Raw genomic sequence first — 16,543 nt, forward strand, 5'->3', positions numbered from 1 at the left:
TTCAGCAATCAAAACGCCGCTTTTCGAAACGCCGTCGTTTCATCGCTTTCGTCTTCACGCGAGATGGCATCCGCGACCGGGTCGTCCTGGGTGGGCGGCGAGGGCGGGGTCTCGGCGCTTACGGCGGCGGAGATTTCCACTTCACGCACCCATTCGCGCCAGATTGCCACCAGCAGCGCCATCAGCACTGGGCCAATGAACAGACCGAGGAAACCCATGGTCTTGACGCCGCCGACGAGGCCGAAAAAGGTCGGCAGGAAAGGCAGTTTTATAGGCCCGCCGACGAGCTTCGGGCGGATGGTCTTGTCGACGATGAAAAGCTCGACCGAACCCCAGACGAACAGCGCCAGACCGTAAGCCGGGGAGCCGCTGGCGACCAGATAGATCGACACCAGCGTAAATGAGAGCGGCGCGCCGCCCGGAATGAGCGCCATGACACCGGTGAGCACGCCGAGCGTGACGGGCGAGGGCACGCCGGCAATCCAGTAGGCGATGCCGAGGATGATGCCTTCGCCGATGGCGATCAGCGTCATGCCTGTGACGGTGGAGCTGATGGTGGCGGGCACGACGCGGGAGATGCGCTCCCAGCGCGTCGGCAGGATGCGCTCACCCACGAGATCGACCTGGCGGGAGAAGCCGGCGCCGTTGCGATACACGAAGAACAGCGCGATCAGCATGAACAGCAGGGTGAGGACAAGGTGGAAGGCGCCGTTGCCGGCGGCCAGGATCGCCCGGTAGATATTGCCGATATTGGCGCCGCTGACGAGCTGTATGACTTCACCGATGGCGCCCGGCGTGCCGATATATTTCACCCATTGTTCGCCGAGCCACGGGCCGACGCCGGGCAGCGCGGCGATCCAGTCCGGCACAGGAGCGCCCGCCTTGTTGACGTGCACCGCCCAGCCGAACCATTCGCGGATTTCACTTGCCGTATAGGAGGCGGCGATAAAGATCGGCACCACGAGAAAGGTAAGGATGAGGACGATGGCGATGGATGCGCCGAGCGTGGTGTTGCCGCCCACCTGTCGCAAAAGCCGCGTATAGACCGGCCAGCTGGCAAAACCGATGACGAGGGCGGCGAGAACGGGAACCAGAAAGCCGTGGAAGAAATAGGTGCCCGCAAGGGCAACGAGAACGAGCAGCCAGCGCGCAGCCGAGATGGGCGGGATCAGGGCGATCCGCGTCGGACTGGCGGGGCCAAGCCATCTCGGTTCGCCACTCTGCTTACGACTGTCATTGTTACTCACGGCAGGCTCTTTCTCGCATTCTCCCCCGAAGGGATGCATTCACTCTCTCACACCGATACATATAAGTGCAATATAACCCGATCACATTACCGTTGTGTGTTTATTGCCGAAGCTATTGAACGATTTTGGTAAAAATAGAACATCGGTCTTGGCGCACGCATTGAAATATGACAATTGAACTCCCGTTTTCTGCGGTACGAGTTTTGCCGCGCCCGCTCTCCAGGTCATGCCATGCTTCGCCGTTTCTTCGCCTATTATCGTCCCTATCGCGGTCTCTTCATCCTCGACTTTTCCTGCGCGGTCTTGTCGGGCGTGCTTGAACTCGGTTTTCCGATGGCGGTGAAGGCCTTTGTCGATGTGCTTTTGCCGGGCGGCGAATGGGCGATCATCCTCGCTGCGTCTGTCGGTCTGCTGGTCATCTACGTGCTGAATACGGGGCTGATGGCGACGGTCACCTATTGGGGACACATGCTCGGCATCAATATCGAGACCGACATGCGGCGTCTGGCCTTCGATCACCTGCAAAAGCTCTCCTTCCGTTATTTCGACAACCAGAAGACCGGCCATCTGGTCGGGCGGCTGACCAAGGATCTGGAAGAGATCGGCGAGGTGGCCCACCACGGACCCGAGGATCTGTTCATCGCCATCATGACCTTCATCGGCGCGTTCCTGCTGATGATGTCGGTCAATGTGCAGCTGGCGCTCATCACCGCCGCCGTCGTGCCCGTCACCGCCTGGGTGACAAGCCGTTACGGCGGCCGCATGACGCAGAATTTTCGCGCGCTCTATGGTCGCGTCGGTGATTTCAATGCCCGTATCGAGGAAAACGTTGGCGGCATGCGAGTGGTGCAGGCCTTCGCCAACGAAGACCATGAGCGTGCGCTGTTCGAGAAGGACAACCAGAAATACCGCCGCACGAAGCTCGACGCCTACAAGATCATGGCGGCCAGCACTTCGCTCAGCTACATGAGCATGCGCCTGACGCAGATGATCGTGATGATCTGCGGCGCATGGTTCGTGCTGACGGGCAGTCTGACGGAAGGCGGCTTTGTCGGCTTCCTGCTGCTGGTCGGCGTGTTTTTTCGCCCGGTGGAGAAGATCAATTCGGTGATCGAGACCTATCCGAAGGGTATTGCCGGTTTCCGCCGTTTCACCGAACTTCTGGACACGGCGCCTGATATCGTCGATGCGCCCGACGCAATCGAGGCGCCGGCACTTTCCGGCAGCATCGAATATCGCCATGTCGGTTTCGCTTATGCCGAGGGCAAGCAGGTTCTGCGCAATATCGACCTCAAGATCAGCGCCGGTGAGACGGTTGCCTTTGTCGGTCCTTCGGGCGCGGGCAAGACGACGCTCTGCTCACTGCTGCCGCGTTTTTACGATGTTACCAGCGGTGCGATCACCATTGACGGCATCGATATCAGAAAAATGAAGCTTGCCTCGCTGCGCAACCAGATTGGCATCGTGCAGCAGGATGTTTTCCTTTTCGGCGGCACGATCCGCGAGAATATCGAATATGGCCGGCTTGGCGCTTCCGACGAGGAGATCATGGATGCGGCGCGGCGTGCGCGGCTGGATGGCGTGATCGAGGCCATGCCGCTCGGGCTCGACACCGTTATCGGCGAGCGCGGCGTCAAATTGTCCGGTGGGCAGAAGCAGCGTCTTGCCATTGCCCGAATGTTCCTCAAGAACCCGCCGATCCTCATTCTGGACGAAGCGACCTCGGCGCTCGATACGGAAACGGAGCGGGCTATCCAGCAATCGCTGACGGAACTTGCCAAAGGTCGCACCACGCTCGTCATCGCCCACCGGCTGGCAACGATCCGTGATGCCTCGCGCATTGTGGTGGTCGACCAGACCGGCATTGCCGAAACCGGGGCCCATGCCGAGCTTCTGGCCGCCAAGGGCCATTACAGCCGCCTGCATGAGGCGCAGTTCAGCGGGCATCTTGCGGGCCTCAGCTGATTGGGAGCGGCGCGTCCTGCGCCGCCGCCTATCCGCCGTTTTCCGCAGCCTCTTCCTCGACGATGCCGGGATTGGGTTCCGGTTTTCCCGGATGGCTGGTGACGAGATAACCCATGGCGACTGCGGCGGCGACCACGAACAGCAGCACGATGCCGCTGATTGTCATCAGCCAGTCGCGCGGCCTTCTATGTGCCATGATATATCTGGGCCATCGCTTCGGATGGTTCACCAGGCTGAATTTGCTGCCGTCTCGCATGAACTTCCCCGGAATTGGACTACTTCCTTGGAGATCAACGCAGGCGCATATGCAGCTGTTCCGCAACGGCGGGGGCAGGGGTGATGACAAGGCCGTGAGGGCTGTCACCTGAACGGCCGACCCTTGTCTTCGAAGGCCGGGCATCGAAAACGGAATGATGCGCCGGCCATTCTTCAATTTACAACGCAGACTGCCTGATCAGGCCGATTGCACCGCGATGCGGTTTCCTTCGCTATCGGAAATTTCGGCGACGAAGAGATTGTCATCGACCGGCGTTTTGGGAAACAGGATTTCGCTGCCCAGCTGCACGGCTCTCTCAAGCACATCGTCAATGTTTTTCACGCCGAGATAGATGATTGCTCCGTCTTTCGTCGGAACATAGGTCTCTCCCTCGGCAAGCGCGCCGCTTGCCCCATCCTTTCCCTCCTCGAAGGGGAAATAGGCCATCCTGTTGTCATGGATCGTGACGATTTCCGCAAAGCTAACGTCAAAAACGGCGCTGTAGAAACGCATCGCCCTTTCAATATCAAGCACGGGAATTTCGACATGGGCAATCAGGTTCACGCGGTTGCTCCTTCTGGAATATGTCTGACCTGTATCGGCGACCTGTGTACAGGCTACGACATCGATGCTGTCAATGGCCAGCTGCAACCCCGGCCACCCGGACGCCGGGCAGCCATCCCTTATGACGCGGCTGATCCTGTCGGTTTTTATGCGGCGCTTTTGCTCCGGTCGATTTGAGGGCATCCAGCGGGGCATCCCCGCGACACAATACAAGGCAATCTTTTTCGATGGCGCAAGCGCCCAAAAGCCCGCTTGCCAGCCCATTGAGTTTATGCGAATGATTTGCAATTGCATAAACACAATTTCCGATTTGAAAGTTCTTGGAATGGACAAGCCAGTCTTTGGATGGCGGCGGAATGGCGACGATCTGTCGTTGTCCGACGTACACGGTTCGATCAAGGTCAAGCCGAATGCCGGCACGTTTCGCCGGGCCATGGCCTTTTTCGGCCCCGGCTATCTCGTTGCTGTCGGTTATATGGATCCCGGAAACTGGGCGACATCGCTCGCCGGCGGCTCCAAATTCGGCTATACGCTGCTCACCGTTGCGCTGGTCTCGAACATCATGGCGATTGTCCTGCAATCGCTCTGCGCCCGTCTGGCAATTGCTTCCGGCCGCGATCTCGCCCAGGCCTGCCGTGATGCCTATCCGAAGCCGGTGGCGATGGTGTTGTGGGTGCTGGCCGAAATCGCCATTATTGCCACCGATATTGCCGAGGTCATCGGCACGGCGATCGGCCTCAACCTCATCTTCGGCATTCCGCTCGAACTCGGCGTTCTCATCACCGCGCTTGATGTGTTCCTCATCCTTTATCTGCAGAAGCTCGGTTTCCGCTGGGTGGAGGCTATGGTCATCACGCTGCTTGGCGTCATCGCCGTGTGTTTCGCCATTCAGGTGGCGCTTGCCGACCCTGACTGGGGGCAGGTGATCCTCGGTTTTGCACCAACGACCGAGATCGTCACCAATCCGGACATGCTCTATCTGGCGCTCGGCATTCTTGGCGCCACCGTCATGCCGCATAATCTCTATCTGCATTCGGGCATCGTGCAGACCCGCGAAATCGGTGAAACAATTGCCGAAAAGCGCGAGGCACTGAAATTCGCGACGCTCGATTCCACCATCGCGCTGATGTTCGCCCTCACCATCAACGCCTCGATCCTCATCCTTGCGGCAGCGACCTTTCACAAGACGGGGCAGACCAATGTCGCCGAACTCGGTGAGGCGCATAATCTTCTCGCGCCGCTGCTGGGTCTTGCCATTGCGCCGACGCTGTTCGGCGTGGCGCTCCTGTGCTGCGGCATCAATTCCACCGTCACGGCCACGCTCGCGGGTCAGATCGTGATGGAGGGTTTCCTGAAGATGCAGCTCGCCCCCTGGCTGCGCCGCCTCATCACCCGCGGCATCGCCATCATCCCGGCTGCCGGCGTCACCATCTTTTACGGAGACAGCGGCACGGCGGAACTCTTGATCCTGACGCAGGTGGTGCTCAGCCTGCAACTCTCCTTCGCCGTCTTCCCGCTCGTGATGTTCACCTCCGACAAGGCCAAGATGGGCGCACTGAAAGCGCCGCTCTGGCTCTCGGCTTTTGCGTGGCTGATTGCGGTGGTGATTGCGGCGTTGAATGTGAAGCTGCTGATGGATTTCATGGGGTGAGGAGGGTCAGGCCGCGCCTTTACGGAGCGCGGCCGCCGTTCCCTCGGGATCGACGGCAATGACTTTCAGATAAGCGCGGGCCGGTTGATCCGGCTCGCTGCGGCCCTGTTCCCAATCGCGCAGGGTGCCGAGCGGAATATGATAACGCGCGGAAAACTCTTCCTGCGTCAGCTTCAGCGCCCGGCGGATGATCTTGATGCGGGGCATTTTCCTGGCAGCAGCGAACTGTTCGGCGAAAAGCGGTGGGCTGTCGGGATCGGCAAGCGCGTTTGCTTCCGCCTCTTCGTCTGTCATGGCGTGAAGACGGACCCAGTCGGTTTGATCGGTTTTACCAGCCATTGTCGTCATATTCCTTGCGCTCTGCGCGTGTCGCCTTTCGTGCGGATATGATGCGGATCACTTCGCTTCGTTCGGTATAGATCACGGTCAGAACCAATCCGTTGGCCAACCCCACTATACGCCGTCGGACTTCACCGTAATTCGCTGAACGATCCTCGATATCCACGGCAAATGGATCGTCAAAAACCCCGCGGGCGGTTTCAAAACTGACGCCATGTTTGGCGAGATTGGCTGACGCCTTATGCTCATTCCATTCAAAATATAACATTTCGAACTACGGGTTTCCAGTAGCGCAATAAATAAAATATCGAAACAATAAGGGCTCTTTCATATCTGAAAGAGCCCTCGGGATTCATCATTTCTTTTTGTTGGGTGCTTGAGTTAAGGCTGAGGCCGCTACTTTCTTTACAGCAGCGGGTGTCTTGGGATTGCTGAGCAGCTTTCCTGCCGTAGATGCAACCGACTTAGACGTACGTTCATTGGAGGCCATCTAGAAAACTCCTTGTTGATGGCTACCGAAGCTACCTCGACTTCAATTCTCTTATGCTCCATAATTACTGCGCCAACAGAGGAGGCACTTGAGTCTCTTCGCCCCGCGTGAGCTTCGGCTTTTTCGCGGTATACAAGCCGGGACCTCGTGTCCCGGCTTTTGTATTTCTAAACTTCAAATCTCAAACAATATTCTTGTTTTGTTCCATTTGGAAATCCAGCCCGACGAAATCGCCGGGCTGGAAATTTACTAGTTATCCACAGCTATCTTAGCTGCAACCGCTCGTCGCACCACAAGTATCGCACTTCTCACAAGTGCCGTTCCGCACCATCGTGAAGTTCTGGCATTCCGAGCACATGTTGCCCGTGTAGCCCTGTGCAATCGAGCGCATGCGGCGTTCGTTTTCCACCTTCTTGGCTTCCGCCTTGGCCGATGCAGCGTCGGCGGCGGCCTTGTCGGAGAAGAGGGCGGTGGCGGTCTGTTTGGCTTCCTGGGCCACGTCGTCGATCACCTCTTCGGCAATCTCTTCGGCCAGTTCCTTGGCGCGCTCTTCATAGTCCCGCTTGAAGGAGACGATTTCGGAGGTTGCGATGGCGACCGTCGGTTCCAGCTTGCGGGCGGCAGAGCCTGCAAAGGAGGTGACGTTGGCCGAGGCGCGGGCGGGGGCTGCCGTTGCCGAGCCCTTGGGTTCGGAAGCGGAGCGTTCGCCTTCGTTGCTGGAAACCAGTGTCGGTTTGTAACCGCGTGTCCAGCCGGTGGAGAGCAGGTTGGTCTTGCCTTCCTGGATACCCTTGCCAAGTGCCGTGTTGGAGAAGTCAGACGTATCGACATGGGCGAGGTCGTGGCGGCCGAGATAGGAGACGGCGAGTTCGCGGAACACGTAGTCGAGGATCGACGTGGCGTTCTTGATCGCGTCGTTGCCCTGCACCATGCCGGCCGGTTCGAACTTGGTGAAGGTAAAGGCCTCCACATATTCTTCCAGCGGCACGCCATATTGCAGGCCAAGCGAAATGGCGATGGCGAAGTTGTTCATCATCGCACGGAAAGCAGCGCCTTCCTTGTGCATGTCGATGAAGATTTCGCCGATGCGGCCGTCACCGAATTCGCCGGTGCGCAGATAGACCTTGTGACCGCCGACGGTTGCCTTCTGGGTATAACCCTGACGGCGGTTCGGCAGCTTTTCACGCTCGCGGGACACGCGCTCGATGACGCGTTCGACGATCTTTTCGGTGATCGTCACGGCCTGCTGGGCAAGCGGCTGCTGGATCAGTTCTTCAACGAAATCTTCTTCGTCGTCATCTTCCACCAGCGAGGCATTGAGCGGCTGGGAAAGCTTGGAGCCATCGCGGTAAAGGGCGTTGGCCTTCAGCGCCAGCTTCCAGGAGAGCATGTAGGCTGCGCCGCAATCTTCCACCGTCGCGTCATTCGGCATGTTGATCGTCTTGGAGATCGCACCCGAGATGAAGGGCTGTGCCGCCGCCATCATGCGGATATGCGATTCCACCGAGAGATAACGCTTGCCGATCTTGCCGCAGGGGTTGGCGCAATCGAACACCGGCAGGTGTTCGTTCTTCAGGAACGGTGCACCTTCCAGCGTCATCGCGCCGCAAACGTGCACGTTCGCCGCTTCGATATCCTTCTTGCCGAAGCCGAGGTGCTCGAGCAGGTTGAAGCTCATATCGGAGAGCTGCTCGTCGGAGACCTTCAGCGTGTCCTTGAGAAAGTCGGCGCCGAGCGTCCACTGGTTGAAGACGAACTTGATGTCGAAGGCGCTCTTCAGCGCAGCGTTGACGGCTTCGATCTTCTCATCGGTGAAGCCCTTGGCCTTCAGCGTCGAGGGGTTGATGGCCGGCGCCTGATTGAGATTGCCATGGCCGACGGCATAGGCCTCGATCTCGGCGATCTGGCTTTCGGAATACCCAAGCGAACGCAGCGCATCGGGAACCGCGCGGTTGATGATCTTGAAGTAGCCGCCGCCGGCGAGCTTCTTGAACTTCACCAGCGCGAAGTCGGGTTCGATGCCGGTCGTGTCGCAATCCATCACGAGGCCGATCGTGCCTGTTGGCGCGATGACGGTGGTCTGGGCATTGCGATAGCCGTGCTGTTCGCCAAGCGCCAGGGCCTTGTCCCAGGCGGCTGTTGCATGGGCGATGAGGTCCTGATCCGTGCAATCGGCATGGATGAGCGCGACCGGGTTGACCGACAGGCCCTCATAACCATCCGACAGGCCATGGGCGGCACGGCGGTGGTTGCGGATGACGCGCAGCATGTTGTCGCGGTTCGGCGCAAAGCTCGGGAAGGGGCCAAGCTCGCCGGCCATTTCAGCCGAGGTGGCATAGGAAATGCCCGTCATGATCGCGGTCAGCGCACCTGCAATGGCGCGGCCCTCATCGCTGTCATAGGGAATGCCCGACGACATCAAGAGGCCACCGATATTGGCGTAACCGAGGCCGAGCGTGCGGTATTCATAGGAGCGTTCGGCAATCTGGCGCGAGGGGAACTGCGCCATCATCACGGAAACTTCGAGCACGACGGTCCACAGGCGAACGGCATGTTCGTAATCGGCGATGTCGATGCGCTTCGTCGCCTGATCCTTGAACTGCAGGAGGTTCAGCGAGGCAAGGTTGCAGGCCGTGTCGTCGAGGAACATATATTCCGAGCACGGGTTCGAAGCGCGGATTGGGCCTTCGGCCGGCGACGTGTGCCAGTCGTTCATGGTGGTGTTGAAGTGCAGGCCGGGGTCGGCGGACGCCCAGGCGGCGTGGGAAATCTTTTCCCAGAGGTCGCGGGCCTTCAGCGTCTTCATCACCTTGCCGTCCTTGCGGGCGGTAAGGTTCCAGTCGCCGTCATTTTCGACAGCGCGCAGGAAGTCATCCTTCAGCGAGACGGAATTGTTGGAGTTCTGGCCTGAAACCGTGAGATAGGCTTCCGAATCCCAGTCCGTGTCGTAGGTCTTGAACTGGATGTCCTTGTAACCCTGTTCGGCGAACTGGATGACGCGCTTGACGTAGTTTTCCGGCACCATATCCTTCTTGGCAGCGCGGATTTCGCGCTTCAGGGCAGGGTTCTTGGCCGGGTCGAAGCAGTCACCATTGTCTGCCTCGCAATTGACGCAGGCCTTCATGATGGCCTTCAGGTGCTTGGCGACGATCTTGGAGCCGGTGACGAGAGCGGCAACTTTCTGCTCCTCGTTCACCTTCCAGTCGATATAGGCTTCGATGTCGGGGTGATCGGCATCAACGACGACCATCTTTGCTGCACGACGGGTCGTGCCACCGGACTTGATGGCGCCGGCTGCACGGTCGCCGATCTTGAGGAAGCTCATCAGGCCGGAGGATTTGCCGCCGCCGGAAAGCTTTTCGCCTTCGCCACGCAGATAGGAGAAGTTGGAGCCGGTGCCGGAACCGTATTTGAACAGGCGCGCTTCGCGCACCCACAGGTCCATGATGCCGCCTTCATTGACGAGGTCGTCTTCGACCGACTGGATGAAGCAGGCATGCGGCTGCGGATGTTCGTAAGCGGATTTGGACTTGGTCAGCTTGCCGGTGAAGGGGTCGACATAGAAGTGGCCCTGGCCCGGACCATCGATGCCATAGGCCCAGTGCAGGCCGGTGTTGAACCATTGCGGGGAGTTGGGGGCAACACGCTGGGTGGCGAGCATGTAGGCAAGCTCGTCGCGGAAGGCGAGCGCGTCTTCTTCGGACGAGAAATATTTGCCCTTCCAGCCCCAATAGGCCCAGGTGCCGGCCAGACGGTCGAAAACCTGGCGCGCATCGGTCTCGGAGCCGTAACGCTCGGCTTCCGGCACATCCTTCAGGGCTTTCTCATCGGCAACAGAGCGCCACAGGAAGGAAGGAACGTCGTTTTCCTCAACCTTCTTAAGCACCTTCGGCACGCCGGCCTTGCGGAAATATTTCTGCGCCAGAACGTCGGTCGCCACCTGGCTGAACTGCGCGGGAACGTCGATATCCGCCAGACGGAACACGATGGAACCATCAGGGTTCTTGATTTCACTGACGGCCTTGCGGAAGTCGATTTCCGCGTAAGGCGATTGGCCGGGCTTCGTGAAGCGACGTTCAATGCGCATGGTTTCCTGTCCTCGTCCATTGGGCGCCCGGCAAAGGGCGCAAAAATCCGGTCCAGCCGTGCGATGCCTTCGCGCAGCCGGTTGTTGCCGATCTGAAAGGGATGTTCATCCTTGGATGTGATCCCTGTATCTCGTGGCTTATTCGGCTGCAAGCATAGTGTGGAATACTAAATATAGTATCAACAGCTTCCTGCCGCCAGTCCCCGCGTCATGTTTTTGGCGGTTCTCCAAGGCACGCAGAAACCCACCGGCAAACCGCCCCCTGATGGCCGGGACGCCGCGTCTGGATTAGCGAGCTGAGATTGAAAGGAGCCGGCCTCGTTACTTTCCGGTCCGTTGCCGCCGCAACATAACTGTCACTTTCCTCTTGCGGCATAGATTCGTCAAGCCATAGATTGAAACGCATTTTTAACCACAAGATATTGTGTGAAGTGCCTGTGGAAAACGGGGAAAGCAAAAGCTTTCAAAAGAATCAGTAACTTGGCGGGGAAATCTCAAGCCTGTGCGGGGCTGGTTTCCGCAGCGGAAAGCCAAAACCGCGCATTTCCGGGGTGAGGCATAAAGGCGACACTGCGGTTTTTCCGTGTTTTTCCGCTGTCGTCAAAAAGGCAGTTTCACACAAAAAAGCCGCCCCGGCGGGACGGCTTTTCAGGGGTGCCTTGAGCGGCGGCTGGCAATCAGCCGCGTGATCCCTTGGCGATCGGCTCCTGATAGGTGAAGCCCATGTCCCAGGGAAAATAGATCCAGGTGTCCTGGCTGACTTCAGTGACAAAGGTGTCAATGGTCGGCACGCCCTTCGGCTTGGCGTAAACGCAGGCAAAATGGGCTCTCGGCAGCATCTCGCGCACTTCCAGCGCCGTCTTGCCGGTATCGGTCAGATCATCAAGCACGAGCACGCCTTCGCCGCCATCAGCCGCCAGTTTCGGGTCCACGCCCTTCAGGAGAACCGTGTCGCCCTGATTGACGTAGTCATGACGGGTGGCGATGCAGACCGTGTCGATCAGGCGGATGTTCAGCTCGCGGGAAATGATTGCCGCCGGCACAAGGCCGCCACGGGTGATACAGACGATTGCCCGGAACTCTTTATCGAGGCCGGCAAGACGCCAGGCAAGCGCGCGGGCATCGCGGTGGAACTGGTCCCAGGAGACGGGAAAAGCTTTATCGGGAAGGGACATGTCGTCTACCATCTGGTCAAAATTGTCGATGGCTTTGGCTAATAGCCGCAAGACCGGCAAAAAGGCAAGCTTTCCGCTTAAAGGACAGCGCGGGAGATTGCGGCTTGTTTCTTCTCCCCGCCGGGGAGAAGGTGGCCCGAAGGGTCGGATGAGGGGCACTCTCTCCGCATATCTCGACCGTCGCCCCCTCATCCCGCTGCCGCGGACTTCTCCCCGGCGGGGAGAAGAAACAAGCGGCGCTCGCCCGTATAATGCGGGATACGGAGGGCTTGCGGCACTGTTTGCGCCGCATCCATATTTAGCGCGAAAGCAGCGTCATCGCCGTCATGGAATCGAGCAGGGTGCGCGTGACGCCGCCGAACAGCAGCTCCCACCAGCGGGAATGGCCATAGGCGCCCATGACCAGAAGGTCGATGCTGTTATCCGACAGGCGGTTTTCTATGGCCGCCTGCGGCGAGACGCCGGCGATCTTTTCCTGCGAGGTGACCGTGACGTTGACGCCGTGGCGGGCAAGCGTTGCGGCCAGTTCCGTGCCGGCGAGACCCGCGGACTGTGTTTCACTCTCTGCCTGGTCGACGGAGAAAATCTCGACGCTTTCGGCCGCGATCAGGAAGGGCAGGGCGTCGAAGGTGGCGCGGGTCGCTTCACGGGAGCCGTTCCAGGCGATGAGGACGCGCTTGATCGGTTTGGCGACGGTGAGCACATGCGGCACGAGGAGAACGGGGCGGCCACTTTCATACAGGAAACCGTCAATATCCGAGCGGCTGTCTGACAGTGCCGAGGAGCTGCTCTGGCGGGCGACGATCAAATCGGCGCAACGGGCGCTATCGATGGCGGATGCGGAGGCGTAACCGACCGATGTGACGAAGCTGCGCCATTCATGCGAGATGCCGTTGGCGGACAGCGTGCGTTCGAAAAGGGTTCCGACGTCGGTGGTTTCCTTGTGCGCCACGTCCTGCAGAGCCTGCACGGTGGCGGGATCGGGAATTTCCATCGGTGCGACGAGCGGAACGGCGGCCAGCGTTTCCATGTGCAGGCCGATCACATGCGAGGAAAACTGGTTGGCAAGGCTTACCACGAATTCGCCGAGCTTCTGCGTGTTCGAAACATTGTCGACCACTGTCAGTATCGTTTTGTAACCCATTCTTCTCTCCTCGGTGACATGTCGTTTTCAGATCGTTCTGGCTTTTCTTCGAATCGCCAGAGCGATCTAAGTCTCTGTTTTACGCTTTGTCCGGACGGAAAAGCTGTTCCGCTTTTCCTGGAAATGCTCAGGGGGGAGAGTGGCCGCCTTTACAGACCGCCACCTTGATTTTGGTCAAACCTTTTCGTTTCAGGCCTTCTCCGTCTCAGGCGGTTGCATCGCCCTTGCTGGCGGCCAGTTGCTTCTCCTGGCCGATGGTTTCGATCATGGCGGCAACCGCCTCGGTTGCCGCCTTCAACACGCCGGCGTCGCGGGCGCGTACGACGATCTCCGTCGAAAAACGCTGCCCGTCATATTTCGGATAGGAGCCGATGCTCGTTTCGGGATGGGCCTTCTGGATGGCCGTCAGCGGCGTGCCGATATCGCCTTCGCCATAGGGTGAGCGCACCGCCTGCGACATGACCTTCGCGCCGGTGCGCAAGGTCGGCATGACATTGTCGAGCATAGCCTGAAATACCTGCGGCACGCCGGCCATGACATAAACATTGCCGATGACGAATCCGGGGGCGACGGAAACCGGATTGGCGATGTGCGCAGCCCCTCGCGGCATGCGCGCCATGCGTTTGCGCGCTTCGGTGAATTCCATCTCGCGGACCCGGTACATGTCGCCCAGCAGGCGCAGCGCCTCGGCATCGTGTTCGCAGGGCAGGCCGAACGCCGCTGACACCGCATCCGCGGTGATGTCGTCATGGGTCGGGCCGATGCCGCCTGACGTAAAGACATAATCATAGCGACCGCGCAGCGCGTTCAGCGCCTCGACGATCTGCTCCTCCTCGTCGGCGACGATGCGCACTTCCTTGAGGTCAATCCCGGACATGGTGAGGACATCTGCGAGATGCCCGATATTCTTGTCCTTGGTGCGGCCCGACAGCAATTCGTCGCCAATGGCGAGCATGGCGGCGGTGACAACGGAGGAGGTGGAGGAGGGATTGGACATGGTTGCACTCGTCATCTGTTTCCCCGACGTTAGCCCTGCTCCTGCTGAATGCAAAGCGGTTTTGAAAAAATGTCCTTTTGTAAATAGTTGACATTTCGGTTTTCCGTTCACTCATGGTGAACAGTGCGTATGCCAATCCCCGGCTGGCGGGATGAGGGGCCGTGGGCTAGGTTTTCGTCACACACATTTGACGGGTCAACGCCGATGATCATCGAGTTTTTGAAAAAGCTTCTGGCCGGCACGCCGGAAACAGTTCCAGCAAAGGAAACAAAGAGAATGACGAAGGTTCTGGTACTTTATTACTCTGCTTACGGTCATATCGAGACAATGGCCTATGCCGTCGCCGAAGGCGTCAAATCCACCGGCGCGGAAGCCGTGGTCAAGCGCGTTCCCGAACTGGTTCCGGAAGAGGTCGCCAAGGCCTCCCACTTCAAGCTGGATCAGGCAGCGCCGATTGCAACCGTGGACGAACTCGCTGAATACGACGCCATCATCGTTGGCGCCGGCACGCGCTTCGGCACGGTCGCCTCGCAGATGCGCAATTTCTGGGATCAGACCGGCGGGCTGTGGTTCAACGGCAAGCTGGTTGGCAAGGTCGGCTCGGCCTTCACCTCTTCCGCTACCCAGCATGGCGGCCAGGAATCGACCGTTCTCGGCTTCCTTCCCACCTTCCTGCATCACGGCATGGCCGTTGTCGGCCTTCCCTATGCCTTCCAGGGCCAGATGGGTGTCGATGAAATCAAAGGCGGTTCGCCCTACGGCGCTTCCACCATCACCGATGGTGACGGATCGCGCCAGCCTTCTGAAATCGAACTGGAAGGCGCGCGTTTCCAGGGCGCGCATGTGGCAAAAATCGCCGCCAAGCTTTCGGCCTGAAACCAAGTTTGTTGAAAAGAAATGCGGCCGAAAGGCCGCATTTTTCTTAATCCCGGCATCATTACGTCACCGGTGCTGTCGGGAAAGGATTTTAAGGCGGGTCAGATCGGCAGGTTGACCATGAAAAGGCAGCTTGCGACCACGAAGCCGAGCATCGAGATTTCTAGAAAACCGTTCAATCCGTCACGCATTTCAATCCTCCTTGTGTCGGGCGAAAAGAGAACGGACAGAGCCTATTGCGGTTCCATAACAGAAGAATGAAATTTAGAGATTTTTAATGCCTTGCCATTGCGCGTGCGGCGAAGGTGCCTTGGGCGCTTCAGCCAGTGACGACGAAGGCGACGACGAGGTGGCCGAGAAGGCCGATTGCGAGGCAGGAGAGAAGAAAGATGAACAGGGCTTTTTTCATGTTTCCGGAAGCTTCCATCGGTTTTTATCCATCGAACCTGTTGTCTTGAAATTTCAGCGCCGCAGGGCACATGGCATCGTCCTGCGGCAGGCGAGCCAGTTGCCGTCAGGCCTTGAAATCAAGGCCTGCTTCGACGGCGGCGGCGAGGAAAGCCTTGCGCGCATCTTCCGGCTTTTTCCGACCAGCATCGACGGCGGCGCAGATGAGCAGCGCCTTGTCCAGCGCATCGCCATCTTCGATCGGCCAATCTTCGATCAGCGCCCAGGAGGCTGCCTGCGTGGTTTCGATGCTCGTGTATTCGCCCGGCGTTTCAAACGCGATCAGGACGGGTTTTTGCCAGCGCGTGTTCATCGCCTATCCGTATTGTTTGTCGTGCCCGGCTCTAACCGAAGCGGCCTGAATGCGCAATCCGTTTCGGTCCCGGTGCGGTGCGGTCAGTCGTCGCGTCCGAACAGCCAGTCGCGAATGATGCGCCGGTCGATAAGCTCCAGCGAGCGGTCAGGCGCGATCCGGTAGGTTTCCACCGCCCTTGTGCTGCCATCGATACGGAATTCGTGGCTGAAGGTGCTGCCGATAGGCGATTTCGTCAGCTTGGTGCGCGGCTGGCCTCTGTAGGTAATGCTGCCGGGGATCGGTGCGACATAGGGCGCCGGTCCAGTATAGGGGGGCGGTCCGACTGTGGTGCATCCCGCCAGCGCCAGTGTGAGCGTGATAGTGGCCGATGATAGGAGCGTTTTCATCCTGTCCTCCGAAGTGCGTCTGCGAAAACGATATGGAGGCGCAGCGGTTCCCGTCAGGCAAGAAGATGAAGGATTATTCGTCCCGTCTATTTGCTTTTCGGATTCTGAATGTCGCGCGCGACCCAGCGGAAGAAAGCGTAGACGAGGAGGCCAAAGATGAAAAGCGGGATGAGGTTCGCAAAACCGGACATATGATTCTCGTTTCTCCCTCCCGGTCAGGGGTCTAGCCGGAGTGAAACCGGCAAGGCAAGAGAAGCGCATATCACCGTCAGTCAAATATCCGTGTGCCTTAAGGGGAGATTTGTGGCTTGCCGGGGAGGGCGGGAGAGATCTGGCGCACTGCCAGTGATGCCAGATCTCTCTGTCTCCCGCCAGTTTCAGGGTACGGGGGACTTGTTATAGAGTAACGAACAACCGCCAATGGACATAGACCGAGAAATTACCACGAATAAATCGCTACCATTGCCGGTCATAGTCGCTCAAAAATATTTGACCTCGAGACCCGCCCCGTTTCGATGCATGTCGCCGAAGCCGTTATCCGGCAAATTATTTTGCCTCACGGGGCGGAGGCGGGTCCTCACCGCAGACAGCGCTTTAACCCTT

General features: G+C 58.9%; 14 protein-coding genes. 3 read left to right on the forward strand and 11 right to left on the reverse strand.

The window, feature by feature from the left end:
• Positions 1-8: 8 nt before the first annotated feature.
• The gene (locus tag ACQZ5F_RS04790) at positions 9-1,247 is read right to left on the reverse strand and encodes an AI-2E family transporter (protein ID WP_046798310.1); all 1,239 of its coding nucleotides are present in this window, start codon (positions 1,245-1,247) and stop codon (positions 9-11) included.
• Between the two features lie 231 nt (positions 1,248-1,478).
• Here ACQZ5F_RS04790 and ACQZ5F_RS04795 point away from each other — a divergent pair, with 231 nt between their 5' ends.
• Positions 1,479-3,212, forward strand: coding sequence for an ABC transporter ATP-binding protein (locus tag ACQZ5F_RS04795; protein ID WP_046798311.1), 1,734 nt, complete (start codon positions 1,479-1,481; stop codon positions 3,210-3,212).
• A 28-nt stretch (positions 3,213-3,240) separates the two neighbouring features.
• On the opposite strand, the gene ACQZ5F_RS04800 is transcribed toward ACQZ5F_RS04795, so the two are convergent.
• Positions 3,241-3,468 carry a hypothetical protein gene (locus ACQZ5F_RS04800; protein WP_046798312.1) on the reverse strand — a complete coding sequence of 76 codons (228 nt, stop codon included), beginning with the start codon at positions 3,466-3,468 and terminating at the stop codon, positions 3,241-3,243.
• A gap of 198 nt (positions 3,469-3,666) precedes the next feature.
• Positions 3,667-4,437 carry a VOC family protein gene (locus ACQZ5F_RS04805; protein ID WP_225245927.1) on the reverse strand — a complete coding sequence of 257 codons (771 nt, stop codon included), beginning with the start codon at positions 4,435-4,437 and terminating at the stop codon, positions 3,667-3,669.
• Here ACQZ5F_RS04805 and ACQZ5F_RS04810 point away from each other — a divergent pair.
• Positions 4,358-5,683 carry an Nramp family divalent metal transporter gene (locus ACQZ5F_RS04810; RefSeq protein ID WP_225245928.1) on the forward strand — a complete coding sequence of 442 codons (1,326 nt, stop codon included), beginning with the start codon at positions 4,358-4,360 and terminating at the stop codon, positions 5,681-5,683. The two genes, ACQZ5F_RS04805 and ACQZ5F_RS04810, sit on opposite strands and share 80 nt — an antisense overlap.
• A 6-nt stretch (positions 5,684-5,689) precedes the next feature.
• Here ACQZ5F_RS04810 and ACQZ5F_RS04815 read toward each other — a convergent pair whose 3' ends face one another.
• The 6 genes from ACQZ5F_RS04815 to ACQZ5F_RS04840 all read right to left on the reverse strand — a co-directional run bounded on the left by ACQZ5F_RS04815 (position 5,690) and on the right by ACQZ5F_RS04840 (position 13,915).
• Positions 5,690-6,022, reverse strand: coding sequence for a helix-turn-helix domain-containing protein (locus ACQZ5F_RS04815; RefSeq protein ID WP_225245929.1), 333 nt, complete (start codon positions 6,020-6,022; stop codon positions 5,690-5,692).
• The gene (locus tag ACQZ5F_RS04820; protein WP_137084404.1) at positions 6,012-6,290 is read right to left on the reverse strand and encodes a BrnT family toxin; all 279 of its coding nucleotides are present in this window, start codon (positions 6,288-6,290) and stop codon (positions 6,012-6,014) included. Before ACQZ5F_RS04820 ends, ACQZ5F_RS04815 begins: the two co-directional genes overlap by 11 nt.
• Positions 6,291-6,780: 490 nt before the next feature.
• A complete protein-coding gene (locus ACQZ5F_RS04825; protein ID WP_046798316.1) occupies positions 6,781-10,599 on the reverse strand; it encodes a vitamin B12-dependent ribonucleotide reductase in 3,819 nt (1,272 codons plus the stop codon).
• Positions 10,600-11,276: 677 nt separating this feature from the next.
• On the reverse strand, positions 11,277-11,774 hold the full coding sequence (gpt, locus tag ACQZ5F_RS04830; RefSeq protein WP_046798460.1) for a xanthine phosphoribosyltransferase: 498 nt from the start codon (positions 11,772-11,774) through the stop codon (positions 11,277-11,279).
• Between the two features lie 298 nt (positions 11,775-12,072).
• Positions 12,073-12,918: a universal stress protein gene (locus tag ACQZ5F_RS04835; RefSeq protein WP_225245931.1), complete on the reverse strand. Its 846-nt coding sequence runs from the start codon at positions 12,916-12,918 to the stop codon at positions 12,073-12,075.
• A 205-nt stretch (positions 12,919-13,123) separates the two neighbouring features.
• A complete protein-coding gene (locus tag ACQZ5F_RS04840; RefSeq protein ID WP_052819772.1) occupies positions 13,124-13,915 on the reverse strand; it encodes a competence/damage-inducible protein A in 792 nt (263 codons plus the stop codon).
• A 276-nt stretch (positions 13,916-14,191) separates the two neighbouring features.
• On the opposite strand from ACQZ5F_RS04840, the gene wrbA reads away from it, so the two are divergent.
• Complete coding sequence (gene wrbA / locus ACQZ5F_RS04845; RefSeq protein WP_046798461.1) at positions 14,192-14,791, forward strand: NAD(P)H:quinone oxidoreductase type IV; 600 nt, start codon at positions 14,192-14,194, stop codon at positions 14,789-14,791.
• 514 nt (positions 14,792-15,305) lie between these two features.
• Here wrbA and ACQZ5F_RS04850 read toward each other — a convergent pair.
• Positions 15,306-15,551, reverse strand: a complete 246-nt coding sequence (locus ACQZ5F_RS04850; protein ID WP_225339753.1) for a DUF982 domain-containing protein — start codon at positions 15,549-15,551, stop codon at positions 15,306-15,308.
• An 83-nt stretch (positions 15,552-15,634) separates the two neighbouring features.
• Positions 15,635-15,940 carry a hypothetical protein gene (locus ACQZ5F_RS04855; protein WP_225339754.1) on the reverse strand — a complete coding sequence of 102 codons (306 nt, stop codon included), beginning with the start codon at positions 15,938-15,940 and terminating at the stop codon, positions 15,635-15,637.
• Positions 15,941-16,543: the final 603 nt, after the last annotated feature.

It is taken from the genome of Agrobacterium sp. 22-210-1 (genome assembly GCF_053522525.1).

Excerpts from the sequence above, each read along its gene's own strand:
- ACQZ5F_RS04795 (WP_046798311.1), top strand. The coding sequence starts at position 1,479 with ATGCTTCGCCGTTTCTTCGCCTATTATCGTCCCTATCGCGGTCTCTTC.
- ACQZ5F_RS04815 (WP_225245929.1), bottom strand. The coding sequence starts at position 6,022 with ATGGCTGGTAAAACCGATCAAACCGACTGGGTCCGTCTTCACGCCATG.
- wrbA (WP_046798461.1), top strand. The coding sequence starts at position 14,192 with ATGACGAAGGTTCTGGTACTTTATTACTCTGCTTACGGTCATATCGAG.
- ACQZ5F_RS04840 (WP_052819772.1), bottom strand. The coding sequence starts at position 13,915 with ATGTCCAATCCCTCCTCCACCTCCTCCGTTGTCACCGCCGCCATGCTC.
- ACQZ5F_RS04810 (WP_225245928.1), top strand. The coding sequence starts at position 4,358 with ATGGACAAGCCAGTCTTTGGATGGCGGCGGAATGGCGACGATCTGTCG.
- ACQZ5F_RS04850 (WP_225339753.1), bottom strand. The coding sequence starts at position 15,551 with ATGAACACGCGCTGGCAAAAACCCGTCCTGATCGCGTTTGAAACGCCG.
- ACQZ5F_RS04820 (WP_137084404.1), bottom strand. The coding sequence starts at position 6,290 with ATGTTATATTTTGAATGGAATGAGCATAAGGCGTCAGCCAATCTCGCC.
- gpt (WP_046798460.1), bottom strand. The coding sequence starts at position 11,774 with ATGTCCCTTCCCGATAAAGCTTTTCCCGTCTCCTGGGACCAGTTCCAC.
- ACQZ5F_RS04835 (WP_225245931.1), bottom strand. The coding sequence starts at position 12,918 with ATGGGTTACAAAACGATACTGACAGTGGTCGACAATGTTTCGAACACG.
- ACQZ5F_RS04825 (WP_046798316.1), bottom strand. The coding sequence starts at position 10,599 with ATGCGCATTGAACGTCGCTTCACGAAGCCCGGCCAATCGCCTTACGCG.
- ACQZ5F_RS04855 (WP_225339754.1), bottom strand. The coding sequence starts at position 15,940 with ATGAAAACGCTCCTATCATCGGCCACTATCACGCTCACACTGGCGCTG.
- ACQZ5F_RS04800 (WP_046798312.1), bottom strand. The coding sequence starts at position 3,468 with ATGCGAGACGGCAGCAAATTCAGCCTGGTGAACCATCCGAAGCGATGG.